The organism is Paucibacter soli, from assembly GCF_037482845.1.
GTDB classification, from domain to species: domain Bacteria; phylum Pseudomonadota; class Gammaproteobacteria; order Burkholderiales; family Burkholderiaceae_C; genus Paucibacter_B; species Paucibacter_B soli.
In genome coordinates this window covers 129,373-151,466 of sequence record NZ_JBBHJW010000002.1, presented here as the reverse complement: position 1 = coordinate 151,466, position 22,094 = coordinate 129,373, and the positions used below count along the sequence as shown (strand labels likewise).

Annotated in this window: 22 protein-coding genes; 6 read left to right on the top strand and 16 right to left on the bottom strand. The window is 68.1% G+C overall.

Annotated elements, in window-relative coordinates; all coding sequences use genetic code 11:
• The first annotated feature begins 131 nt into the window (after positions 1-131).
• Positions 132-1,793, top strand: coding sequence for a rhodanese-like domain-containing protein (locus tag WG898_RS05400; RefSeq protein WP_339601741.1), 1,662 nt, complete (start codon positions 132-134; stop codon positions 1,791-1,793).
• A gap of 7 nt (positions 1,794-1,800) precedes the next feature.
• Here WG898_RS05400 and rng read toward each other — a convergent pair whose 3' ends face one another.
• The 9 genes from rng to WG898_RS05355 are packed head-to-tail and all read right to left on the bottom strand — an operon-like array spanning position 1,801 to position 9,311.
• Positions 1,801-3,285 (bottom strand): ribonuclease G, encoded by a 1,485-nt coding sequence (gene rng, locus WG898_RS05395; RefSeq protein ID WP_339601740.1) that lies wholly within the window; start codon positions 3,283-3,285, stop codon positions 1,801-1,803.
• Between the two features lie 11 nt (positions 3,286-3,296).
• A complete protein-coding gene (locus tag WG898_RS05390) occupies positions 3,297-3,896 on the bottom strand; it encodes a Maf family protein (RefSeq protein WP_339601739.1) in 600 nt (199 codons plus the stop codon).
• A gap of 40 nt (positions 3,897-3,936) precedes the next feature.
• On the bottom strand, positions 3,937-4,404 hold the full coding sequence (gene rlmH, locus WG898_RS05385) for a 23S rRNA (pseudouridine(1915)-N(3))-methyltransferase RlmH (RefSeq protein ID WP_339601738.1): 468 nt from the start codon (positions 4,402-4,404) through the stop codon (positions 3,937-3,939).
• A gap of 6 nt (positions 4,405-4,410) precedes the next feature.
• On the bottom strand, positions 4,411-5,142 hold the full coding sequence (gene rsfS / locus WG898_RS05380) for a ribosome silencing factor (protein ID WP_339601737.1): 732 nt from the start codon (positions 5,140-5,142) through the stop codon (positions 4,411-4,413).
• Positions 5,143-5,748, bottom strand: a complete 606-nt coding sequence (gene nadD / locus WG898_RS05375; RefSeq protein ID WP_339601736.1) for a nicotinate-nucleotide adenylyltransferase — start codon at positions 5,746-5,748, stop codon at positions 5,143-5,145.
• On the bottom strand, positions 5,739-6,674 hold the full coding sequence (gene hemF, locus WG898_RS05370) for an oxygen-dependent coproporphyrinogen oxidase (RefSeq protein ID WP_339601735.1): 936 nt from the start codon (positions 6,672-6,674) through the stop codon (positions 5,739-5,741). Before hemF ends, nadD begins: the two co-directional genes overlap by 10 nt.
• Complete coding sequence (locus tag WG898_RS05365) at positions 6,671-7,291, bottom strand: 1-acyl-sn-glycerol-3-phosphate acyltransferase (RefSeq protein ID WP_339601734.1); 621 nt, start codon at positions 7,289-7,291, stop codon at positions 6,671-6,673. The genes hemF and WG898_RS05365 overlap by 4 nt, the downstream gene beginning before the upstream one ends.
• A 17-nt stretch (positions 7,292-7,308) precedes the next feature.
• Positions 7,309-8,589, bottom strand: a complete 1,281-nt coding sequence (gene purD / locus WG898_RS05360; protein ID WP_339601733.1) for a phosphoribosylamine--glycine ligase — start codon at positions 8,587-8,589, stop codon at positions 7,309-7,311.
• Positions 8,586-9,311, bottom strand: coding sequence for a YebC/PmpR family DNA-binding transcriptional regulator (locus tag WG898_RS05355; RefSeq protein ID WP_339601732.1), 726 nt, complete (start codon positions 9,309-9,311; stop codon positions 8,586-8,588). The genes purD and WG898_RS05355 overlap by 4 nt, the downstream gene beginning before the upstream one ends.
• Before the next feature lie 136 nt (positions 9,312-9,447).
• On the opposite strand from WG898_RS05355, the gene WG898_RS05350 reads away from it, so the two are divergent.
• From WG898_RS05350 to WG898_RS05330, 5 genes are all read left to right on the top strand, one after another.
• Positions 9,448-10,998: a helicase HerA-like C-terminal domain-containing protein gene (locus tag WG898_RS05350; RefSeq protein ID WP_339601731.1), complete on the top strand. Its 1,551-nt coding sequence runs from the start codon at positions 9,448-9,450 to the stop codon at positions 10,996-10,998.
• Positions 10,999-11,096: 98 nt separating this feature from the next.
• Positions 11,097-11,624: a DUF6622 family protein gene (locus WG898_RS05345; protein WP_339601730.1), complete on the top strand. Its 528-nt coding sequence runs from the start codon at positions 11,097-11,099 to the stop codon at positions 11,622-11,624.
• A gap of 22 nt (positions 11,625-11,646) precedes the next feature.
• Positions 11,647-12,771, top strand: coding sequence for a sensor histidine kinase (locus WG898_RS05340; RefSeq protein WP_339601729.1), 1,125 nt, complete (start codon positions 11,647-11,649; stop codon positions 12,769-12,771).
• The gene (locus tag WG898_RS05335) at positions 12,768-13,571 is read left to right on the top strand and encodes a LytR/AlgR family response regulator transcription factor (protein ID WP_339601728.1); all 804 of its coding nucleotides are present in this window, start codon (positions 12,768-12,770) and stop codon (positions 13,569-13,571) included. Before WG898_RS05340 ends, WG898_RS05335 begins: the two co-directional genes overlap by 4 nt.
• A gap of 43 nt (positions 13,572-13,614) precedes the next feature.
• A complete protein-coding gene (locus tag WG898_RS05330; RefSeq protein ID WP_339601727.1) occupies positions 13,615-15,423 on the top strand; it encodes a glutamine--tRNA ligase/YqeY domain fusion protein in 1,809 nt (602 codons plus the stop codon).
• A 21-nt stretch (positions 15,424-15,444) separates the two neighbouring features.
• Here the strand turns inward: WG898_RS05330 and WG898_RS05325 are convergent, their stop codons facing one another.
• The 7 genes from WG898_RS05325 to WG898_RS05295 all read right to left on the bottom strand — a co-directional run bounded on the left by WG898_RS05325 (position 15,445) and on the right by WG898_RS05295 (position 22,089).
• Positions 15,445-15,678 (bottom strand): hypothetical protein, encoded by a 234-nt coding sequence (locus WG898_RS05325; RefSeq protein WP_339601726.1) that lies wholly within the window; start codon positions 15,676-15,678, stop codon positions 15,445-15,447.
• A gap of 160 nt (positions 15,679-15,838) precedes the next feature.
• Positions 15,839-17,260 carry an ATP-dependent RNA helicase DbpA gene (dbpA, locus tag WG898_RS05320; protein WP_339601725.1) on the bottom strand — a complete coding sequence of 474 codons (1,422 nt, stop codon included), beginning with the start codon at positions 17,258-17,260 and terminating at the stop codon, positions 15,839-15,841.
• A 57-nt stretch (positions 17,261-17,317) separates the two neighbouring features.
• A complete protein-coding gene (locus tag WG898_RS05315) occupies positions 17,318-17,674 on the bottom strand; it encodes a translation initiation factor Sui1 (RefSeq protein WP_339601724.1) in 357 nt (118 codons plus the stop codon).
• Positions 17,671-18,603: a tRNA dihydrouridine synthase gene (locus tag WG898_RS05310; RefSeq protein WP_339601723.1), complete on the bottom strand. Its 933-nt coding sequence runs from the start codon at positions 18,601-18,603 to the stop codon at positions 17,671-17,673. The genes WG898_RS05315 and WG898_RS05310 overlap by 4 nt, the downstream gene beginning before the upstream one ends.
• A complete protein-coding gene (locus WG898_RS05305) occupies positions 18,600-19,097 on the bottom strand; it encodes a M48 metallopeptidase family protein (protein ID WP_339601722.1) in 498 nt (165 codons plus the stop codon). The genes WG898_RS05310 and WG898_RS05305 overlap by 4 nt, the downstream gene beginning before the upstream one ends.
• Positions 19,098-19,101: 4 nt before the next feature.
• Complete coding sequence (locus WG898_RS05300; RefSeq protein ID WP_339601721.1) at positions 19,102-20,952, bottom strand: M3 family metallopeptidase; 1,851 nt, start codon at positions 20,950-20,952, stop codon at positions 19,102-19,104.
• A gap of 75 nt (positions 20,953-21,027) precedes the next feature.
• Entirely contained in the window at positions 21,028-22,089 is a 1,062-nt protein-coding gene (locus tag WG898_RS05295; RefSeq protein ID WP_339601720.1) for a coiled-coil domain-containing protein, read from the bottom strand.
• Positions 22,090-22,094: the final 5 nt, after the last annotated feature.

Genomic DNA, 22,094 nt, shown 5'->3' with positions numbered 1-22,094 from the left:
GCCGGAGTCTTGCAGGCGCGATTGTGCATGAGGCCGGCGGCCGATATGAAGCTCAGCCCAGGCCCATGCAGCCTGAACCCTCCAGACCGCCGTTCGTCGCACGCGGCCGGCCGCTATCTGCCCATCGGACTATGTTCGCGGGCACGCTCAGCGAGCAGAACTACCAGGAGAGCATGATGCCGAGACTGCTGAAAATCTTCCTGTGCTGGATGGCAATCGCCGGTCTGCCTGCGCTGGCCCAGGCGGCCGATGACGGGCCGCAGGGCAGGCTGGTCAGCGCGGGCTGGCTGGCGCAGCGGCTGGGGCGGCCGGACCTGCTGGTGCTGGACGCATCGCCCGGGGCTCTGCACCGCAAGAGTCATATCCCGGGCGCGGTGAACGCCGACCTCTACGCTTATTCCCAGGCCGAGGTGACGCCCGCACAGATCGAGCAGCGTCTGCGCAGCTGGGGCATCAGGCCCGACCAACAACTGGTGATCTACGACCAGGGCGCCACCTGGATCGCCACGCGCCTGTTCTGGGATTTGCTGCATCGTGGCGTGCCTGCCCAGCAGCTCTACATCCTGGACGGCGGCATGGCCAAATGGAGCGCACTCGGCCATGCCCTCACGCAGGAGGCCACGCCCGCGCCGCCGGCCGGCAGCATCAGCCTGGGCGGGCCGCGGCAGGATGTGCGGGTGCGCCTGCCCGAGTTCCTGGCCGCCACCGGCGACCCGGTCCACCATGTCATGCTGGAGGCGCTGGACCCCAGCTACTACTTCGGTGGCGCGGCCTTCTTCGATCGCGCCGGCCATGTGCCGCACGCCACGCTGATGCCGGCCGGCGACTTCTTCAATGCGGACAAGACCTTCAAGTCGCCCCCGGAGCTCGAACGCATGCTCAGGCATCTGGGCGTGCGGCCGGAGCAGCAGATCCACACCTATTGCGGTGGTGGCGGCGCCGCCGCCGTGCCCTTCTTCGCCCTCAAGTTCATACTGAACTATCCGCAGGTCAGGCTGTTCCAGGAGTCGCAAATGGGCTGGCTGCAGGACCCACGCGAACTGCCCCTATGGAGCTATGCCGACCCGCATCTGCTGCGCGACGCCAACTGGGTGAAGGCATGGAGCAGCCCGATGCTGAAGGCCTTCGGCCTGTCAAAAACCAGCATTGTCGATGTGAGGTCGGCAGACCAGTTCAAGCTCGGCCATGTGCCACAGGCGCTGAACCTGCCGGCCGCGCAACTGACGGAGCAGCTGCGCAGCCCCGAGAAACTGGCGGCATTGCTGGGCCATGCCGGCCTAGACCCCAGGCATGAGGTCGTGCTGGTCTCCGAGGGCGGGCTCAACGAACAGCTCGCGCTGGCCTTGCTGATGCTGGATGGCCAGGGGCAGCAAAAGGTGTCCCTGCTGCTGGATGGCATCGAGCGCTGGGCCGAACGAGGCCACGAGGTGGCCAGGCCGGGCGCCAAGGCAGCGCCGGCCCCGGAACTCGCCTACGCGCCGAAGCCGCGCCAGGGCCCGCTGCTGACCGCGCTGGCGCGCAGCCAGGGCCCGCGGGTGTTCCTGGCATCGGGCCCGCAGCCGCCGGCGCAGGCGCCCGATGGCCCCATGCTGCACCTGCCCTACGCACAGTTCCTGAATGCCGACGCCAGCCCCAAGCCTGCCAAGGAGATCTGGAATCTGCTGGAAAAGGCCGGCCTGCCGCGCTACACCGAGATCGTGCTGCTGGGCGATCAGCCCGGCGCCGCGGCCGTCAACTACGTCATCCTCAAGCTGATGGGATTCCGCGACGTGAAGGTCTGGCTGCGCGGCTAGCCTGCCGCTACAGCAGCACGATGTCGTAATGTTCGGTCTGGTTGGCCGGCTCGGCGGTCAGCGAGATCGGCTTGCCGATGAAGTCCGAGAGCCCGGCCAGATGCTGGCTCTCTTCGTCGAGCAGCATCTCCACCACATTGGCGGCGGCGACGACGCGGAACTCCTTGGGCGAGAACTGGCGTGCCTCGCGCAGGATCTCGCGCATGATGTCGTAGCAGACGCTGCGCGCGGTCTTGATCTGGCCGCGGCCCTCGCAGGTGGGGCAGGGTTCGCACAGCATGCGTGCGAGCGATTCGCGCGTGCGCTTCCTGGTCATCTCCACCAGGCCCAGCTGGGTGAAGCCGCCCACTGTGACCTTGGTGCGGTCCTTGGCCAACTGCTTCTTGAACTCCGAGAGCACCGAGTTGCGGTGCTCCTCGCGCGTCATGTCGATGAAGTCGACGATGATGATGCCGCCCAGATTGCGCAGGCGCAGCTGGCGCGCAATTGCGCCGGCCGCCTCCAGATTGGTCTTGAAGATGGTGTCGTCGAAATTGCGCGCGCCGACAAAACCGCCGGTGTTGACGTCCACCGTGGTCATCGCCTCGGTCTGGTCGATGATCAGGTAGCCGCCCGACTTCAGGTCCACCCGGCGCGCCAGCGCGCGATCGATCTCGGCATCGATATTGTGCAGGTCGAAGATCGGCCGCTCGCCGCGGTAATGCTCCAGCTTGGCGGTGGCCGCGGGCATATAGGTTTCGCCAAAGCCGCGCAGCACATCGAACTGCATCTTGGAATCGATGCGTATCGAGCCGGTGCGTTCGCTCACCAGATCGCGCAGCACGCGCTCCACCAGGCTCAGATCCTGGTGCAAGAGGGTGCCGGGCGGCGAGCGGTAGCTGCGCTCCTTGATGGTGGCCCAGGTCTTCTTCAGGTAGGCGATGTCGGCGCCCAGCTCCTCATCCGAGGCGTCCTCGGCATTGGTGCGCAGGATGAAGCCGCCACCACCGCCCTCCTCCGGCTTGCCCACCAGCGCCTGCATGCGCTGGCGCAGCTGCTCGCGCGCCTCGGGCGAACCGATCTTCTGCGAGATGCCGATGTGCTCGTCCTGCGGCAGATGCACCAGCATGCGGCCGGCGATCGAGATCTGCGTGGATAGACGCGCGCCCTTGGTGCCGATCGGGTCCTTGATGACCTGCACCGTCAAGGCCTGGCCCTCGAACACCAGGCGCTCGATCGGCGTGGGCGGCGTGGCCGCGTCGCCATGGTGCGAGCGCGGCGTGGCGCCGTTCACATGCAGATCGGCCACATGCAAGAAGGCTGCGCGCTCCAGCCCGATGTCGATGAAGGCCGATTGCATGCCCGGCAGCACGCGCGCCACCCGGCCCGAGTAGATATTGCCCACCAGGCCGCGCTCCAGCGTGCGTTCGCAATGCAGTTCCTGCACCGCGCCGTTTTCCACCACCGCCACGCGCGTCTCTTGCGGCGACCAATTGATCAGGATGTCTTCCATGGGCTCTCTGTCTAGCAATCGATGCCGGCCTGGCGCAGCAATTGCGCGGTCTCGTACAGGGGCAGGCCCATGATGCCCGAGTAACTGCCCTCCATGTGCTCGATCCAGCCGGCGATCTGACTCTGGATCGCATAGGCCCCTGCCTTGCCCATGGGCTCGCCGCTGGCCACATAGGCGCGCAGCGCGGCCTCCGGGATGGCGGCGAAGCGCACATGCGAGACGCTCACCAGCTGCGCCTCGCGGCCCGCCCAGCTCAGGCTCACCGCGGTCAGCACGCGGTGCGTGTGGCCGGCAAGCTTGCGCAGCATCTGCAGCGCATCGTCGGCATCCGCCGGCTTGCCCAGGATGGCCGTGCCCAGGGCCACGGTGGTGTCGGAGCACAGCACCGGCAAGGCGCGCAGCCCGCGCCGCGCCAGGCGCGCCTGCGCTGCCTTCAGCTTGTTGTTGGTGACGCGCCGCACATAGGCGTCTGGCAGCTCGCCGGGCTCCTGCGTTTCCAGCGCCTCGGCATCCTCGTCGGGCCCCGGCAGCAGGGTCTCGTGGGCAATGCCCAGCTGCTCAAGCAGCTGACGCCGGCGCGGGCTCTGGGAAGCGAGATAGATCAAGGCCATGCGGCCGATGCTAACCCAGGCCCGGGCCCGCATCGGCGCGCTATTCGCGATGGTAGGGATGACCTTCCATCACCGACCAGGCGCGGTATAGCGCCTCGGCCAGCAGCACGCGCACAAAGGCATGCGGCAGGGTAAGGTCGGAAAGGCGCAGCATCTCGTCGGCCTTGTCCTTCAGGTCCGGATGCAGGCCATCGGGGCCGCCGATGAAGATGGCCACATCGCGGCCATCGCCCTTCCAGCGCTCCAGGCGTTCGGCCAGTTGCTTGGTGGTCTGGCGCTCGCCGCGCTCGTCCAGCACGATGCGGCGCACGCTCTTGGGCAGGGCCGCCTCGAGTCGCTGCGCCTCGGCCGCCATCAGCTGCTCGGCGCTCTTGCCGCCGCGCGGCTCGGCCTTCACGGCCTTGAGCTCCAGCCGCATCTCGGGCGGGAAGCGCTTGGCGAAATCCTCGTAGGCCGCGTCCGCCCAGGCGGGCTGACGCTGGCCCACGGCCAGCAGCAACAGGCGCATGCCTGCTTAGGCCTTGCTGCGGCCGGCGGGTCGCTTGGGCGCAGCTTTGGCAGCAGGGCGGGCGCTGCTCACCTTGGGCGCGGCCTTCTTGGCGGCCGGCTTCTTGCCGTTCACGCCGACCTTGATGGTCTTGGTGGCGGGCGCCGTGACGGCCTTCACGCCCACGGTGCGGCTGACGGCCTTCTTGGCGACGACCTTCTTGGCCGGCGCTTTGGTCGGCGCTTTGGCAGGCGTTTTGGCCGCCGCCTTGGCGGCGGGCTTGGCCGGCGCCTTGGTAGCAGTCTTGGCGGGCGCCTTGACCGCAGCCGTCTTCTTCGCCGCGGGCTTCTTTGCCGCGGCCTTCTTCGCCGGCGCGGCCTCGTCCTCGGAGGCCTTCACCAGCTTGGTCTCGCTGCTGCCCAGCTTGAGTTTGACGGGCTTCTCGCCCCAGATCTCTTCCAGGTGGTAGTACTCGCGGATGGCCGGCTGCATCACATGCACGACGGCGGCGCCGCAGTCCACGATGATCCATTCGCCGTTGTCTTCGCCTTCCGTGCGCATCACCTGCAGGCCACGGCCCTTGACCGTCTCCCGCACGCTGGACGCCAGCGCCTTGGTCTGCCGGTTGCTGGTGCCCGAGGCGATGATGACGCGCTCGAACAGCGGCGACATATGCTCGGTGTTGAACACCACGATGTTCTGGGCCTTGACGTCTTCCAGACCATCGACGATGGCACGTTGCAGTTTACGAATGTCCATTCAGTACTCGCTGTAAAGATGGTGCTGGGCAATATACCCCGCAACCCTCTCGCCCACCATGGGCTTGATATCCCCGCCACGCAAGACTTGCTCGCGCACGAGGGTGGATGAAATATCCATGGCTGGCATGTCCAGCCGCTGCACGCGGTGGGCCACCAACTCGACTTCGGCCGCGGCGCGGATTTCTTGACCCGCCCTTGCCGCCACCGCCAACTCCACCAGGCCCAGCAGCTCGCGCCATTGGTGCCAGGTGGGCAATCTTGCGTACTGGTCCTGACCGAGGATCAACACCGGCGCGATGCCCGGCTCGCTCGCAGCCCAAGCCCGCACCGTGTCTATCGTGTAGCTGGGGCCGCTGCGCTCGAGCTCGCTGCGGTCCAGCTCGAAGCGCGGCTCGCCCTCCAGCATCAGCGCCACCATGGCTGCGCGATGCTCGGCCGCGCTCAGCTGCCGCTGCGCCTTCTGCCAGGGCTGCCCCGCCGGCACCCAGCGCAGCCCATCCAGGCCCAGCTGCTGCAGCGCGCTGCGCGCCAGGGCCAGATGCGCCAGATGGACCGGATCGAAGCTGCCGCCGAACAGCCCGATGCGCCGGGCGCTCAAAGCCATAGATGGGTGGCCGTCTCGTCGGCCCAGTCGCGCGGGCGCAGGAAGTCGCTGTACAGCCTGGCTTCGGGTGTGCCCTCCTCGGGCTTCCAGTCATAGCGCCACTTCACCAGCGGCGGCATCGACATCAGGATGGACTCGGTGCGCCCGCCCGACTGCAGGCCGAACAGGGTGCCGCGGTCGAACACCAGATTGAATTCGACATAGCGCCCGCGCCGGTAGGCCTGAAAATCGCGCTCGCGCTCGCCATAGGCCAGGCCCTGGCGGCGCTCCACGATGGGAGCGTAGGCCGGCAGGAAGGCATCGCCCACCGACTGCAGCATGCCGAATGCTGCGTCGAAGCCGCCCTCGGCATAGTCATCGAAGAACACGCCGCCAATGCCGCGCGGCTCGTTGCGGTGCTTCAGGAAGAAATACTCGTCGCACCAGCGCTTGAAGCGCGGGTAGAGCTCGCGACCATGCGGCTCCAGCGCCGTGCGGCAAGTGCGGTGGAAATGCTGGGCGTCGCGCTCGAAGCCATAGTAGGGCGTGAGGTCCATGCCGCCGCCAAACCACAGCACCGGCTCGCGATCGGCCGGCAGGGCCGCGAACATGCGCACATTCATGTGCACGGTGGGCACGAAGGGGTTGTGCGGATGCAGCACCAGCGAGACGCCCATGGCCTCGAAGGGCGCGCCGGCCAGCTCGGGCCGGTGCTGGGTGGCCGAGGGGGGCAAGACCCGACCCAAGACATGCGAAAAATTGCAGCCGCCGCGCTCGAACAGGCCGCCCATCTCGATCAGGCGCGTCAGGCCATCGCCCTCCAGGCGGCCGCCCGGCTCGCGCTGCCAGCCGTCGCTGATGAAGGGCTGGCCGTCCAGGCGCTCCAGCCCGCTGATGATGCGCTGCTGCAAACCCAGCAGGTAGTCGCGCACGAGTGCTGTGTTCATGTCTTGAGCCTCACCGGGCTGGCTTGATCGGGCCGCTTGCCGCGACAGGACGAGAGGACCTCGGCGAACAGGGCCAGGTCTTGCGCCGGGTCGCCGCTGAGCTGCACGAAGCAGCGCAGGCCCACGCGCTTGCGGCCGAAATCGAAATAGGCCAGGCCCACCGGCACGCCGGCCTGCACCGCCACATGGTAGGCGCCGGAGCGCCAGCCATCCACATAGGCGCGCGTGCCCTCGGGCGCCAGCGCCAGCCAGAACTCCTCGTCGGCCGCCTGGGCCGCGCGGATGCGCGCCACCGTGTCGGCCACCAGGCCCGAGGCGCTGCTGCGCTTCACCGGCACGCCGCCCAGCCAGCGCACCCAGGCGCCGAACAGCGGCACGCGAAACAGGCTGTCCTTGCCCCAGAACTTGACGTTCAGGCCGAAGGCCCATTTGGCCATCAGGCCCAGCACGAAGTCCCAGTTGGAGGTGTGCGGGTAGGCCATGATGACGCCCTGCTTGCCGGGCAGGCCGTCAAAGGCGAGCTCCCAGCCGGCCAGCGTCAAGAGCCCGCGCGCCAGCTTGCTGCCGCGCGGCCGCACCGGCATGGCACCGGCCAGCACCTGCGGGGGCAGTTGCATGGGCTCGCGAGGGCTCATCAACGCTTCACCGCCCTATGGCCGATGTCCTGGCGGTATTGCTTGCCTTCGAACTGGATGCTGGTGAGGGTGTCGTAGGCGAGCTGCTGCGCGTTGCGCACCGACTCACCCAGGGCGGTGACGCACAACACGCGCCCGCCGTTGGTGAGCAGCTGGCCGTCCTGTTCGATGGTGCCGGCGTGGAACACCATCGCGTCCTCGGCATCCGCCGGCAGGCCGGTGATGGCATCGCCCTTGCGCGGATTAAGCGGATAGCCGGCGGCGGCCATCACCACGCCCAGCGCGACGCGGCGGTCCCATTGCAGCTCGACCTGGTCCAGCGTGCCGTCGGTGGCATGCATCAGCACCTCGAACAGATCGCTCTTGAGCCGCATCATGATGGGCTGGGTCTCGGGGTCGCCCATGCGGGTGTTGAACTCCACCGTGCGCGGCTGGCCGCTGGCATCGATCATCAGGCCGGCATACAGGAAGCCGGTGAAGGGATGACCGTCGCGCGCCATGCCATGGATGGTGGGCATGATGATCTCGTGCATCGCCTTGGCATGCACATTGGGCGTTACCACCGGGGCGGGCGAGTAGGCGCCCATGCCGCCGGTGTTGGGGCCCTCGTCCTTGTCGAGCAGGCGCTTGTGGTCCTGGCTGGTGGCCAGCGAGACCACGTGCTTGCCGTCGCACAGCACGATGAAGCTGGCTTCCTCGCCCTGCAGGAACTGCTCGATCACGACGCGCGCACCGCCCTCGTTATGCACCACGCCGAGCTTGTTGTCGGCCAGGATCCAGTCGATCGCCTCATGCGCTTCCGGCAGCGTCATCGCCACCACCACGCCCTTGCCGGCGGCCAGGCCGTCGGCCTTGATGACGATGGGCGCGCCCTGGGCATCCACATAGGCATGCGCCGCCGCGGCATCGCTGAAGGTCGCGTAGGCCGCGGTGGGAATGCCGTGGCGCTGCATGAAGTCCTTGGCATAGGCCTTGGACGACTCCAGCTGCGCGGCCGCCTTGGTGGGGCCGAAGATGCGCAGGCCACGGGCGCGGAATTCGTCCACCACGCCGGCCGCCAGATAGGCCTCGGGGCCTACCACGGTGAGCGTGATCTTCTCGGCCTGGGCGAAGTCGGCCAGCGCCTTCACGTCGTTGATGGGGATGTTCTTCAGGCGCGCGTCGCGCGCCGTGCCACCGTTGCCGGGGGCCACGAAAACCTGGCTGACCCGCTCGCCCTGGGCCAGCTTCCAGGCCAGGGCATGTTCACGGCCGCCGTTGCCAAGCACCAATACTTTCATTCGCCCAGACTCGCGTTGTGATAGACCTCTTGCGTGTCGTCCAGGTCTTCCAGCACGTCCAGCAGCTTTTGCATGCGGGCGGCGTCGTCACCGGTCAACTCGATGGTGTTGTCGGCGCGCATGGTCACCTCGGACAGCTCGGGCACCAGGCCCGCCGCTTCCAGCGCCGCCTTCACGCCCTCGTAGGCGGCGGGCGTGGTCAGCACCTCGATGGACCCGTCTTCGCCGCTCACCACATCGTCGGCGCCGGCTTCCAGCGCCACTTCCATCAGCCTGTCTTCCGAGGTGCCGGGCGCGAACAGAAACAGGCCGCAATGCTTGAACTGGAAGGACACCGAGCCATCGGTGCCCATATTGCCGCCGTACTTGCTGAAGGCGTGGCGCACCTCGGCCACGGTGCGGACCTTGTTGTCCGTCATGGTGTCGATCATGATGGCCGCGCCGCCGATGCCATAGCCCTCGTAGCGGATTTCCTCGTAGCTCACGCCGTCGAGATTGCCCGAGGCCTTGTCGATGTTGTACTTGATGCGGTCGGCCGGCATATTCGCGGCCTTGGCCTTTTCGATCGCCAGGCGCAGGCGCGGGTTGGCGCTCAGATCGGGGCCGCCGGCGCGTGCCGCCACCGTGATCTCACGGATGATGCGGGTCCAGATCTTGCCGCGCTTCTCGTCCTGACGGCCTTTGCGATGCTGGATATTGGCCCATTTGGAATGCCCTGCCATTGCCTTGATGCTCCTGCGCGTGCTGGCGAATGCCGGCGCCCGGGCAACCGGTCCACCGCATTCAATCTTGTTGGATAGACTGCGATTTTAGCCGCCGCCCCAGGGCGCGCCTTTTTCTGCACCGGAGAACCACCGCATGGCCGACCCCATCCTGCTGGCACGCCACGACCAGACCTTGTGCCAGCTGCTGCCCGCATTGGCGAATCGACATGGCCTCATCACCGGCGCCACCGGCACCGGCAAGACCATCAGCCTGCAGAAGCTGGCCGAGGAATTCAGCCGCATCGGCGTGCCGGTGTTCCTGGCCGACGTGAAGGGCGACCTCACCGGCATCTCGCAGGCCGGCAAGCCCAGCGACAAGCTGCTGGCCATGCTGAAGGAGCGCGGCCTCGAACCCTCCGCCCCGCTGGCCTGCCCCAGCACCTTGTGGGACGTGTTCGGCGAGCAGGGCCACCCGGTGCGCGCCACCATCTCCGACATGGGCCCGCTGCTGCTGGCGCGCATGCTGGCGCTCAACGAGACCCAGCAGGGCGTGCTGCAAATGGTGTTCAAGATCGCCGATGACAACGGCCTGGCCCTGCTGGACCTGAAGGACCTGCGCGCCATGCTCCAGCATGTGGGCGAGCATGCGGGCGACTACACCACCCAGTACGGCAATGTCAGTGCCGCCTCGGTGGGCGCGATCCAGCGCGGCCTGCTGCAGATCGAGGCCCAGGGCGGCGACAAGTTCTTCGGCGAGCCCATGCTCAATATCGCCGACTTCATGCAGACCGATGCTGGCCAGGGCGTGGTCAACATCCTCGCCGCCGACAAGCTGATGGCCGCGCCGCGCCTGTACGCGAGCTTCCTGCTGTGGATGCTGTCCGAGCTGTTCGAGACCCTGCCCGAGGTCGGCGACCTGGACAAGCCCAAGCTGGTGTTCTTCTTCGACGAGGCCCACCTGCTCTTCAAGGAGGCGCCGGCGGCGCTGGTGGAGCGCATCGAGCTGGTGGTGCGCCTGGTGCGCTCCAAGGGCGTGGGCGTCTATTTCGTGACCCAGAACCCGCTGGACATCCCCGACGCGGTGCTGGGCCAGCTGGGCAACCGGGTGCAGCACGCGCTGCGTGCCTTCACCCCGCGCGACCAGAAGGCTGTCAAGGCCGCGGCCGACACCATGCGCGCCAAGCCGGGGCTGGACATCGCCACCGCGATCGGCGAGCTGGCGGTGGGCGAGGCGCTGGTGAGCCTGTTGGACGAGAAGGGCCGGCCCAGCATCACCGAACGCGTCTATGTGCTGCCGCCCGGCAGCCAGATCGGCCCCATCACCCCGGCGCAGCGCCAGGCCCTGATGCAGGGCTCGCTGGTGGCAGGGGTGTACGAGAAGACGGTGGACCGGGAATCGGCTTACGAAAAGCTCAACGGCCGCGTGGCCGGCGCCGCCGCGGCGCCGGCGCCAGCCGGCGGCAGCCTGGCCGACGAGGCCACGCGCGCGCTCAAGCATGGTCAGCCGCCGGCGCCACAGGATGGTGGTCTCGGCGGCGCGCTGAAGGACGTGCTGTTCGGCAGCACCGGCCCGCGCGGCGGGCGCAAGGAAGGGCTGGCCGAATCGGCCGCGCGCTCGGCCATGCGCTCGATCGGTTCGGCGGTGGGCCGCGAGATCATCCGCGGCGTGCTGGGCAGCCTGCTGGGCGGCAGCCGGCGCCGCTGAGCTGCCGTTGGCGCCGGGATGCTGCGCTTGGTCGCAGCAAGCTCGGCGATGCGCGCCCTGGCGGGCACAGTTCGCTACATCCCAACAAGGAGCCCGCCATGATGAACATGCTGCTGACGATCGTCCAACACACCCCCGGCTGGGTCTGGGGCCTGCTGCTTGCCCTGCTCGCCCTGGGTTTGAGCCAGACCCGCGGCCAGCATGTCTCGGCCAGACGGCTGCGCCTCCTGCCCCTGATCTTCCTGGGCCTGGGCATCTGGGGCACGCTGTCGGCCTTTGGCTGGCATCTGGGCGTGGCCCTGGCCTGGGCGGGCAGCTTTGTGCTATGCCACCGGCTGGTGCGGCGCAGCGGTTGGCCGGGTGCGGCCAGCTACCAGCCCGCCAGCCAGCGCTTCCACGTGCCCGGCAGTTGGCTGCCCCTGGGCCTGATGATGGCCATCTTCCTGCTCAAGTACGCGGTGGGCGTGACGCTGGCGATGCAGCCGCAGCTGGCGCAGCAGACCGGCTTCGCCATCGCGGTGAGTGCCGCCTATGGCGCCTTGAGCGCGGTGTTCCTGGCCCGGGCTCGCAACATCCTGGCGCGCAGCCCGGGCAAGCCGGCAGTCCTGCAGGCCCAGCCCGCCTGAACCCTCGCCCACAATAGCGGCCATGAACAGTTCCCCTCCCCGCATTGCCGTTGCCTGTGAGACCGACCAGCGCTGGCAACGCTGGGGCCGCCGCTCGCTCAGCGCGGCCGCCATCTGCCTGCTGCTGGCCCTGCTGCTGGCGGCCCTGAACGGCTGGCACGGCCTGGGGGCCAAGCTCATCTACTCCTTCGCCATCGGCATGCAATGCTGGCTCTATATCGACGGCGGCCGCTCGCTGATCGCCCGCCTGCTGCATCGTCGCTACCCCGACGACGCCGAATGCGCCAATGGCTGGCCCGGCTGGCCCTGGATGCTGACTTGCATGCTCGTGGGCGCCGGCCTGGGCTACACGCTGGGGGTGTTGCTGGGTGACTTGCTCACCGGCAGCCGCTCGGCCTATTGGTGGGAAGCCAGCTGGGGCAGCATCGCCAGCACCCTGGTGATCACACTCGCCGTCAGCGGCATCGCCACTGCCTTCTTCTATACCCGTGGCCGGCTCGACGCCACCCTGGTGCAGGCCGAACAGGCGCGGCGCCTGGCCGCCGAGACCCAGCTCAAGCTGCTGGAAACCCAGCTCGAACCGCATATGCTGTTCAACACCCTGGCCAATCTGCGCGTGCTGATAGGCCTGGACCCGGCGCGCGCCCAGGCCATGCTGGACCAGCTGATCGCCTTCCTGCGCGCCACCCTCAACGCCTCGCGCAGCGGCAGCCACAGCCTCAAGGACGAATTCGCGCGCCTGGCCGACTATCTGCAGCTGATGCAGGTGCGCATGGGCGCGCGGCTGCAGCCCGAGCTGAGCCTGCCCGCCGAGCTGCAGGCGCTGCAGATCCCGCCGCTGCTGCTGCAGCCGCTGGTGGAAAACGCCATCAAGCATGGGCTGGAGCCGCATATCGAGGGTGGCCATCTGCGCGTCAGCGCCAGCCTGCAGGGTCAGGTCTTGCTGCTGAGCGTGAGCGACGATGGCGTCGGCCTGAGTGTCGAAGCTGCCACATCCGGCACCCGTTTCGGCCTGCAGCAGGTGCGCGAGCGTCTGCTGGCACGCTACGGCCAGCAGGCCGGGCTGAGCATCAGCGCCCCGGCGGCCGGAGGCTGCCAGGTCGACATCAGCATCCCACTTCATGAGGCGCAAGCCCCTTCAGCATGAGCACCACCGCCCTGATCGCCGAAGACGAGCCGCTGCTGGCCGAGCATTTGCGCACCGAGTTGGCCGCGCTCTGGCCCGAGCTGGAGATCGTGGCAATGGCCGCCCATGGCCAGGCCGCGGTGGACGCCGCGCTGGCCAAGCAGCCACAGGTCTGCTTCCTGGACATCCGCATGCCGGGCCTGAGCGGCCTGGAGGCGGCCGCCGCCATGGCCGAGGACTGGCCCGAGGGCGCGCCCTTCCCGCTGCTGGTGTTCGTCACCGCCTACGACCAGTACGCGCTGCAGGCCTTCGAGCATGCGGCGGTGGACTATGTGCTCAAGCCGGTGCAGCGCGAGCGCCTGGCCCAGACGGTGCAGCGCCTGCACCAGACCCTGGGGGCGCGCAGCGCAGACACGGCGCCCGCCCTGGCCCATGCCATGGAGCAACTGCGCGCCCTGCTTGGCAGCGGCGTGGCCCCGCCCGCCCCGGCCGCGCCGCCGCTGCGCCTGCTGCAGGTGAGCGTGGGCAACACCATCCAGATGGTGCCGGTGAGCGAGGTGCTGTATTTCGAGGCGGCCGACAAATACGTGCGCGTCATCACCGCCGGCAAGGAGCATCTGGTGCGCATCTCGCTGCGCGAGCTGCTGCCGCAGTTGGATGGCAACCTGTTCTGGCAGGTCCATCGCAGCGTGGTGGTGCGCGCCGACGCGATCGCCCGCGCGGTGCGCGACGAGGTCGGCAAGCTCAGCCTGCAGCTGCATGGCAGCAGCGACAGGCTGGCGGTCAGCCGCATGTACGCCCACCTGTTCAAGGGCCTCTAAAATCGCTGCTGATCCTTTGTCTCCCTCTTCAGAAGCGCCCTCAATGTCCCTTCCCCACGACGCCAAGCCCAACGCCCCCAGCGACGAAGCGCACAAGCCGCACAACTTCCTGCGCGCCATCATCGAGCGCGACCTGGAGCAGCAGGGCGGGCAGCCTGAGCGTCATTTCGCCGGCACCCCGGGCGACGCGGCCCACCATGCGGCCGGCCCGCTGGACCCGGCCCGCATCCGCACCCGCTTCCCGCCCGAGCCGAACGGCTATCTGCACATCGGCCACGCCAAGAGCATCTGCCTGAATTTCGGCCTGGCGCGCGACTACGGCGGCATCTGCCATCTGCGTTTCGACGACACCAACCCCGAGAAGGAAGAGCAGGAATATGTGGACGCCATCAAGGAGATGGTGTCCTGGCTGGGCTGGGACTGGAACCAGGACGGCACCTCGCACCTGTTCTTCGCCAGCGACTACTTCGACTTCATGTACCGCGCGGCCGAGTATCTGATCTCGGCCGGCCACGCCTATGTGGACGAGCAGACGCCCGAGCAGATGCGCGCGAATCGCGGCGACTTCACCACCGCGGGCGTGAACAGCCCCTTCCGCGACCTGGGCGTGGCGCACCACCTGCAGCGCTTTCGCGAAATGCGCGATGGCAAGCATGCCGATGGTGCGATGGTGCTGCGCGCCAAGATCGACATGGCCAGCCCGAACATCAATCTGCGCGACCCGGCGCTCTACCGCATCCGCCGCGCCACCCACCACAACACCGGCGACCGTTGGTGCATCTACCCGATGTACACCTTCGCGCACCCGATCGAGGATGCGCTGGAACGCATCAGCCATTCGATCTGCACGCTGGAATTCGAGGACCAGCGCCCCTTCTACGACTGGCTGCTGGAGCATCTGGCCGAGGGCGGCCTGTTGGCCAAGCCCCTGCCCCACCAGTACGAGTTCGGCCGGCTCAACCTCAGCTATGTGGTGACCTCCAAGCGCAAGCTGCGCCAGCTGGTGGACGAGGGCCATGTGAGCGGCTGGGACGACCCGCGCATGCCCACCCTGGTCGGCATGCGCCGGCGCGGCTACACGCCCGAGAGCATCCGCACCATGGTGGAAGGCACCGGCGTGACCAAGCAGAACGCCTGGCTGGACTATGGCGTGCTGGACGGCTGCCTGCGCGCCGACCTGGAAGGCAAGGCCGCGCGTGCGATGGCGGTGCTGGATCCGGTCAAACTCAAGCTCAGCAACTACGCCGAGATCTTCGGCAGCCTGGAGCATCGTGAGCCAAGCGGCGCGCCCGCGCACCCGCATCTGCCCGAGCTGGGCCAGCGCAGCTTCAGCCTCGGCCCCGAGCTGTGGATCGAGCGCGAGGATTTCATGGAAGTGCCCACCAAGGGCTACCACCGCCTGTACCCGGGCAACAAGGCGCGCCTGAAGGCCGGCTATGTGGTGGAGTGCACCGGCTGCGAGAAGGACGCGGCGGGCAACATCATCGCGGTGCTGGCCAGCATCGTGCCCGACACCAAGAGCGGCACGCCGGGCGCGGACGCCGTCAAGGTCAAGGGCGTGATCACCTGGGTGGGCGTGCACGAGGCCGTGGCCGCCGAGGTGCGGCTGTACGACCGCCTCTTCACCGAGGCCCAGCCGGATGCCGGCGGGCGCGACTTCCTGGAAGTGCTGAACCCGGCCAGCCTGAAGGTGGTGACGGCCTACTTGGAGCCGGCCATGGCCGCGGTGTCAGCCGACACCAAGGTGCAGTTCGAACGCCATGGTTACTTCGTGGCCGACCGCGTCGACCATCGCGCCGAGCGCCCGGTGTTCAACAAGATCACCGGCCTGCGCGACGGCTGGGGTAAATGAGCTGAGGAAGAAGCCGCCAACTCAGGCGTGGCAGCAGGGCTGCACCACCGGGCTGGCGTATTCATGGCCCACCACGGCGCGGGCGAACAGATAGTTCTCCAGCGCCTTGGCGCTCAAGGTGTCGAGCAGCACGTCGCCACGCGCATCGCAGGGAAAGGCCAGGGCCTTGCCGGCGTGGTACAGCGACTGGAAACGCAACTCGAATTGCCCCGGTGAGGGGTGCTCCTGTACGGTATTCAGATCGGATTTGTTCATCTCGATTCTCCCAAGGACGTCTTGATGATTCACGCCTCCACGCCTCAAGACTAGGCCTTGGATGGGGGGGTGACCATGTGCATAGGTCTCGACTTAACGTCGGACGTTTTCTGGCGGTGGACTAGGAATTGGGCTGACAGCATTAATTCACGCTTGCCCCTCACTCCTCGCCAGCGATCAGGTCCGCCAGGCGCCGCACCTTGACCTTGCGGCCCTTGAGCTTGCCCAGGCTGAGGCGCTTGACCGCCTCTCTTGCAATGCCGCGCGCCACCGCCACATAGGTGTGGAAGTCGGTGACGTTGATCTTGCCGATCTCGGCCGCAGTGAAGCCGGCCTCGCCGGTGAGCGCGCCCAGCACATCGCCGGGGCGTATCTTGTCCTTGCGTCCGCCCAGGATCTGCAAGGTGTCCATGGGCGGCAGCAGCGGGCCGCCGGGCGCCACCGTGAGCGCGTCCAGGCCCTGCCAGGGCAAGACCTGACCCTGAAGCTGCTCGATGCGGCCAATGCGGCCCATCTCGTCCAGGCTCACCAGGCTCAGCGCCAGGCCTTCGGCGCCGGCGCGGCCGGTGCGGCCGATGCGGTGCACATGCACCTCGGCATCGGGCGTCACCTCCACATTGATGACGCATTCCAGCTGGGCGATGTCCAGGCCGCGCGCCGCCACATCGGTGGCCACCAGCACCGAGCAGCTGCGGTTGGCAAACTGGATCAGCACCTGGTCGCGATCGCGCTGCTCCAGATCGCCATGCAGGGCCATGGCCACAAAGCCCTGGGCCTGCAGCACGGCCACAAGATCGCGGCATTGCTGCTTGGTGTTGCAGAAGGCGATGGTGCTGGCCGGGCGGTAATGCTGCAGCAGCTGGGCCACCGCGTGCAGGCGCTGGCTTTCGGTCACCTCAAACGCGATCTGCCGTATCTGCGCGGGCGATTGCGTGGCCGCAGCGGCGAGCTTCACTTCCAGCGGATCGCGCAGCAGCTGGGCCGCCAGCTTGGCAATGCCTTCCGGGTAGGTGGCCGAGAACAGCAGGGTCTGACGCTGCTTGGGCGCGCGCTTGGCCACCGCCGCGATGTCGTCGAAGAAGCCCATGTCCAGCATGCGGTCGGCCTCGTCCAGCACCAGGGTCTTGAGACCGCCGAGATCCAGGGTGTCGCGCTCCAGATGATCCAAGAGGCGGCCGGGCGTGCCCACGGCGATATGGCAGCCGAACTGCAGGCTCTCGATCTGCGGCCGCATCGGCGAGCCGCCGCACAGGGTCAGCACCTTGATATTGTCCTCGGCGCGTGCCAGGCGCCGGATCTCCTGCGTGACCTGGTCGGCCAGCTCGCGCGTGGGGCACAGCACCAGGGCCTGCAGGCCCTTATCGGCGCCGTCCAGCTTGTGCAGCAGCGCGAGGGCGAAGGCGGCGGTCTTGCCGCTGCCGGTCTGGGCCTGGGCGATCAGGTCGCGGCCCTGCAGCGCAGGCGGCAGGCTGGCGGCCTGGATCGGCGTCATCTCGGCATAACCGAGCTGGGCCAGATTGGCCAGCATGGCGGACGAGAGCGGCAGTTGAGCGAAGGAAAGCTTGTCAGGGGAGGCGTGCATCGGCGGATTATCCCCGCCGATCCTGACGCATTCTGGGCATGTGCGCCTAACAGCCTGCTAAGCGCCAGAGCGCTTGGCGGGCCAGCCCGCCGCGATCAGCAGCTGCAGCACCTTGTCGCAATGGTCGCCCTGGATCTCGATGACACCGTCCTTGACCGTGCCGCCGCTGCCGCAGGCTGCCTTGAGCTGCTTGCCCAGGGCGGTGAGCGCCGCCTCGTCCAGCGGCAGGCCCTTGACCAGGGTGACGCCCTTGCCGGCGCGGCCCTTGGTCTCGCGCGAGACGCGCACGCGGCCGTCGCCCAGCGGCGCCACCTTTTTGCCGCAGACACAGGCGGCGATGGGCTGGCGGCAGGCCGGGCACATGCGGCCCGCCTCGGTGGAATAGACCAGGCCACCGGATGATTTGGATTTCATGGGCTTCCGAACAGGGCCGAATGCAGTTCGTCGGGCGCATTGAGGGTGCGCACGCGCTGGTAGGCCTCCTCGGCCTCGGGATAACGGCGGCGCAGATAGTGCAGCCATTGCTTGAGCCGGCCGGCCTGGTGGCGGCTGGCAATATGGGCGCGCACCAGCGCAAAAAAGTCCTGCATCAGCGGCAGCAGCTGGGCCCAGGCCAGCGGCGCGGCATCGGGCGCGCGTATCGCCAGCGCCAGGCCCGGGTCGGCCACCATGCCGCGGCCCAGCATCAGGGCCTCGCAGCCGGACTGCGCCTTGCAGGCCTGGGCATCGGCGGCGGTCCAGACCTCGCCATTGGCCACCACCGGCACGGCCACCGCCTCGCGCACCGCGGCGATGCGGTCCCAATAGGCGGGCGGCTTGTAGCCATCGGCCTTGGTGCGGGCATGGATCACCAGCTCGGCCGCGCCCGCGCCCACCATGGCATGGGCGCATTCCAGCGTGCGCGAATCGTCCAGATAGCCCAGCCGCATCTTGGCCGAGACGGGCACATGCGCCGGCACCGCGCGCCGCACCGCCGCGACGATCTGGGCGATCAGCTCGGGCTCGTCCAGCAACACGGCGCCGCCGCGGTGCAGGTTCACGCATTTGGCCGGGCAGCCGAAGTTCAGGTCTATGCCCTCGGGGCCCAGCTCGGCCAGGCGCGCCGCGTTCTCGGCCATGCACACCGGGTCGGAGCCCAGCAGCTGCGCGCGCACCGGCACGCCGGCGGGCGTGCGGCCACCGGCGTGCAGCTCGGGCACGATGCGGGTGAAGACGCGCTTGGGCAGCAGCATGTCGGTGATGCGTATGAACTCGGAGACGCAGCGATCGATGCCGCCCACACGCGTCAGCACGTCGCGCAGCATGTGGTCGAGCAGCCCTTCCATCGGTGCCAACAAGATCATGCCGGCAGCTCCTTGAGCGTCAGATACAAGCGCAGATCGAATTCGAGCTGGCCGTAGTTCGGCTCCATATGCGTGCAGAGCTGATAAAAAGCCTTGTTGTGCTCCAGCTCCTTCAGATGCGCGAGTTCGTGCACCACGATCATCTTGAGGAACTCGGCCGGCGCCTCGCGGAACAGGCTGGCCACACGGATCTCGCGCTTGCTCTTGAGCTTGCTGCCCTGCACGCGCGCGGCGCGCGTGTGCGTGCCCAGCGCATGCTGCAGCAGCTTGAGCTTGGCGTCGTAAGCGACCTTGCTGATGGGCTCGGCATTGCGCAGAAAGCGGCTCTTGAGCGCCTGCGTGTAGTCGAACAGCGCGCGGTCGCTCTGCACCTCATGGCCCTGGGCATAGCGGGCGCCCAGGTAGTCGCCCAGGCGGCCGCTGTCTATCAGCGCCTGCGCCTGGCTCTGGAGCTGGGCCGGATAGCCGGCCAGGTACTTCAGCGACACGGCCATGCCATCAAGGGTAGTGCGCGCCCACCCAGGCCTCGAAGCGCTCGCACATGGCCGCCTCGCCGGCGCTGTTGTCGGCCAGCAGCTCGGCACCGTGGACCACGCGGATATGGGCGTCCAGCGACGCCACGCCCTGGGGCTGCGGGCGGGAAGCGGCGGCCGCTATCGACTGCTGGGCCTGTGCCCAGGCCTCGTCCACCGACTTGTTGCACTCGTCCGCCAGGTACTGGGCCGAGAAGCCCTCGCCGGTCAGGCTGCGCAGCGTGGCATCGTGGTCGATGCTGTTGCCGGGGGCCCAGTAGTGCTCGGCCAGGGCCGGGCCTATCGCCGGGTTGTCGGTCAGATAGCCATGCTGGCGCATGAAGAAGGCGCGCGTCTGGAACACCGCCATATGGGCCAGCAGATAACCCTGGTAGGACGCGGCCGATTCCTGGTTGAGCAGATGCGGGATCGCCAGCAGCGGGCGCGGGCTTTCAACGCCCAGCACCTGCACTTCGGTGGCGCGCGCCAGCGCCAGCACCGCCTCGGGATTCAGCTCCGCCTCACTCATCCGGTAGAGCGCCGCCTCGAACTTGGGCACCACGGCGATGGAGCGCTCGTCGAAGGCGCGCATCGGCTGGCTGCTGGCGATGCGGGCGTGTATCAACTCGTCGGGGATGGGCTCGCCCGCGGCATTGCGCGCATAGCGCTTGAGCCAGTCGGCATCGTTCAGCAGGCTGTCGCAGAACATCGACTGGGTCTCGGCATAGGCCATCGAGGTGGGCGCGAATTCCTGCGAGAAGCAGGGCGAGTTCTGCACCACATTGGCGAAATGCGCGGCATGGCCGCCCTCGTGGAAGAGCGTGTTGATGGCGCGCAGGCCGCTGCCCACCTGGTCAGGCTTGGCCTCGGCGGTGAAGTTGATCTGGCCCGGCACCCATTGGCCCTGGGCATCAACAAAGCTGGGCACCGGGCCGTGGCAGAAGCCGTTCTGGTACTTGCCCTTGCGCTCCAGCAGGTCCAGCTGCAAGGTGGCGCCGCGGTACTGGATGCCCAGGCGGCGGAAGCTCTCGACCCAGCGCCGAAGGGCCGGCCCGAAGGGCATATAGGCGTCCATGCGGCGCAGCACATCGCCAGCGCTGGCGAAGCGCAGGTTCCAGGGTTGCAGGGCCGCTTCGCCATGCACCGCCGCCAGCTGCGCCAGGCTGCGCGCATTGGCCGCGGCGGTGCGCGCCAGAAAGTCGTCCAGGATGGCGTCGAGCTGGGCGGGCGTCATGCGCTCGTTCTTGCGCAGCTTGAGCTCGAAGTAGTTGTCAAAGCCGAGTGCGCGCGCGAAGCGGTTGCGCAGCCTCACCAGCTCCAGCAAGCCGTTCTCCAGCACCCAGCGCTCGATGCCGCGGAAGGCCTCCAGCGAGCTGCGGCGGCAGGCCTCATCCGGGTTGGTGGCCAGATTGGTGGCCAGCATGCTCAGCGTGGCCACCTCGCTGCGCCCGGGCGCGGCCAGATGCGTGGGCTGCAGCTCGCGCTTCTTGGCAAACAGCGCCGCCTCGGCGGCGATCAGCTCGGCCATCAGGGCGCGGCCCTGCTCGTTGTCGATGATATTGGCCTCGAACAGCGCCAGCCAGCCCTGCAAGCCATGCGCCAGGGCCTCGCGCTCGGCGCTGGCGGGATGCGCCTGCAGGCGCGCCAGCTGGGCGCGCGTCTCGGTCAGCCGGCCGGCGTCGGAGATGAATGCCTTGTAGCGCTGCTCGGCGCGGGCAAAGCCGGCGTGGTCGTCGCTGGTGGCCATATAGGTGGCCCAGAACAGCTCTTCCTTGCTCTTGTGGACGGCCAGATAGTCCTGGTTCAGCTGGTCGAAATAGGCGCGGATGGCGTCCATGCGGGGCTCGATGGGGTGGGTCGACGGGGCCGCAAGCATAGCGCCTGCGCCAAATCCCCGCCCCGCCGGGCGGCTTCAGGGCTCGGCCGGCGGCTGGCGCTTGCGCGTCTCGGCGAGGTAATGCTGCTCGATGAATTCCTTCTCCACCACATTGCGGCGCAGCGCGTCCTGCAGATCGTCGACGCGCGCCTTGAGCTGCTCGACCTCGGTCTCCAGGCGCGCCCGTGCCTGGTCATGACCCGGCTCGGCGCTTCGCTCGCCCTCGTGATCGGGTGGATCGGCGGCCAGGATCTCCAGATCCTTGCGCAATTTCTGGATCGTGCGCTCGGCGTCGGCCAGATGATCGCGCTGGGCCTGGGCCTCGCGCTCCAAGCTAAGCAGGGTTTCGCGCGAAGCCTGCTCGGTCTGCGCCTGCGCCGCCGGCGTGGCCTCGCCGGCACCGAGTGCGGCCTGTTCCAGATCGCGCTGCAGGCGCGCCACATTGCGCTCGGCCTTGTCGGCGCGGGTCTCCATCTGGGCCAGCTTGTCCTGCAGCTGCAGCATATTGTTGCGCGTCTGCTCGAGCTGCTGACGTGCGCCGCTGAGCTCCACCTGGCTTTGCAGCGACTGGCTGGTGCGGGACCGGAAGGAGTTCAGCACGCGCGCGTTTTCCTCCAGCCGCTCGCGCGCCGCGGACAGCTCCATCTGCAGATGGCGGCGCTGTGCCAGCATGCGATCCACCTCGTTGCGATGGCTGCGCTTGAGTTGATCCAGGCCCTCCTGGTTGAGCTCCTGCACCGTGTCCGGCCAGCGCAGGCGCTGCGCCGGTTCCTGCGTGCCATCCTCGCCCTCGCGCCCCTCCAGCAAGAGGCGCAGCAGCTGGGGCAGTTCGCGCAAGGCCTCGAGGTCGGACGCTTGCAGCGCCACGCCGCGGCCCTGCTCCTGGCGCTCGACCATGCGCAGCAACTCGCGCGTGGCGATCTTGGCCTCGCGGCCGGCATCGCGGGTTTCGCGCAGCGCATTGACGATGTGCAGATGGTTGCTCTGCTCGTAGCGCGTCATGCGCCAATAGGTGCCGATGGCCACCACGCCCACCACAACGTTCGCCACGAACAGCGAAACCGCCGCCAGCCCGTCGAGTGAGAGTTCAAGTGCCATGAGAC

What these genes read in the sequence shown, in the direction of transcription:
- WG898_RS05365 (WP_339601734.1), bottom strand. Translation starts at nt 7,291, where the DNA reads ATGCAACTGCCCCCGCAGGTGCTGGCCGGTGCCATGCCGGTGCGGCCG.
- WG898_RS05350 (WP_339601731.1), top strand. Translation starts at nt 9,448, where the DNA reads ATGGCCGACCCCATCCTGCTGGCACGCCACGACCAGACCTTGTGCCAG.
- WG898_RS05335 (WP_339601728.1), top strand. Translation starts at nt 12,768, where the DNA reads ATGAGCACCACCGCCCTGATCGCCGAAGACGAGCCGCTGCTGGCCGAG.
- WG898_RS05345 (WP_339601730.1), top strand. Translation starts at nt 11,097, where the DNA reads ATGATGAACATGCTGCTGACGATCGTCCAACACACCCCCGGCTGGGTC.
- WG898_RS05400 (WP_339601741.1), top strand. Translation starts at nt 132, where the DNA reads ATGTTCGCGGGCACGCTCAGCGAGCAGAACTACCAGGAGAGCATGATG.
- WG898_RS05295 (WP_339601720.1), bottom strand. Translation starts at nt 22,089, where the DNA reads ATGGCACTTGAACTCTCACTCGACGGGCTGGCGGCGGTTTCGCTGTTC.
- rng (WP_339601740.1), bottom strand. Translation starts at nt 3,285, where the DNA reads ATGGAAGACATCCTGATCAATTGGTCGCCGCAAGAGACGCGCGTGGCG.
- WG898_RS05315 (WP_339601724.1), bottom strand. Translation starts at nt 17,674, where the DNA reads ATGAAATCCAAATCATCCGGTGGCCTGGTCTATTCCACCGAGGCGGGC.
- WG898_RS05340 (WP_339601729.1), top strand. Translation starts at nt 11,647, where the DNA reads ATGAACAGTTCCCCTCCCCGCATTGCCGTTGCCTGTGAGACCGACCAG.
- nadD (WP_339601736.1), bottom strand. Translation starts at nt 5,748, where the DNA reads ATGGCTTTGAGCGCCCGGCGCATCGGGCTGTTCGGCGGCAGCTTCGAT.
- purD (WP_339601733.1), bottom strand. Translation starts at nt 8,589, where the DNA reads ATGAAAGTATTGGTGCTTGGCAACGGCGGCCGTGAACATGCCCTGGCC.
- dbpA (WP_339601725.1), bottom strand. Translation starts at nt 17,260, where the DNA reads ATGCACGCCTCCCCTGACAAGCTTTCCTTCGCTCAACTGCCGCTCTCG.
- WG898_RS05325 (WP_339601726.1), bottom strand. Translation starts at nt 15,678, where the DNA reads ATGAACAAATCCGATCTGAATACCGTACAGGAGCACCCCTCACCGGGG.
- WG898_RS05310 (WP_339601723.1), bottom strand. Translation starts at nt 18,603, where the DNA reads ATGATCTTGTTGGCACCGATGGAAGGGCTGCTCGACCACATGCTGCGC.
- hemF (WP_339601735.1), bottom strand. Translation starts at nt 6,674, where the DNA reads ATGAACACAGCACTCGTGCGCGACTACCTGCTGGGTTTGCAGCAGCGC.
- WG898_RS05330 (WP_339601727.1), top strand. Translation starts at nt 13,615, where the DNA reads ATGTCCCTTCCCCACGACGCCAAGCCCAACGCCCCCAGCGACGAAGCG.
- rlmH (WP_339601738.1), bottom strand. Translation starts at nt 4,404, where the DNA reads ATGCGCCTGTTGCTGCTGGCCGTGGGCCAGCGTCAGCCCGCCTGGGCG.
- WG898_RS05355 (WP_339601732.1), bottom strand. Translation starts at nt 9,311, where the DNA reads ATGGCAGGGCATTCCAAATGGGCCAATATCCAGCATCGCAAAGGCCGT.
- WG898_RS05305 (WP_339601722.1), bottom strand. Translation starts at nt 19,097, where the DNA reads ATGGCCGTGTCGCTGAAGTACCTGGCCGGCTATCCGGCCCAGCTCCAG.
- WG898_RS05300 (WP_339601721.1), bottom strand. Translation starts at nt 20,952, where the DNA reads ATGGACGCCATCCGCGCCTATTTCGACCAGCTGAACCAGGACTATCTG.
- WG898_RS05390 (WP_339601739.1), bottom strand. Translation starts at nt 3,896, where the DNA reads ATGGCCTTGATCTATCTCGCTTCCCAGAGCCCGCGCCGGCGTCAGCTG.
- rsfS (WP_339601737.1), bottom strand. Translation starts at nt 5,142, where the DNA reads ATGGACATTCGTAAACTGCAACGTGCCATCGTCGATGGTCTGGAAGAC.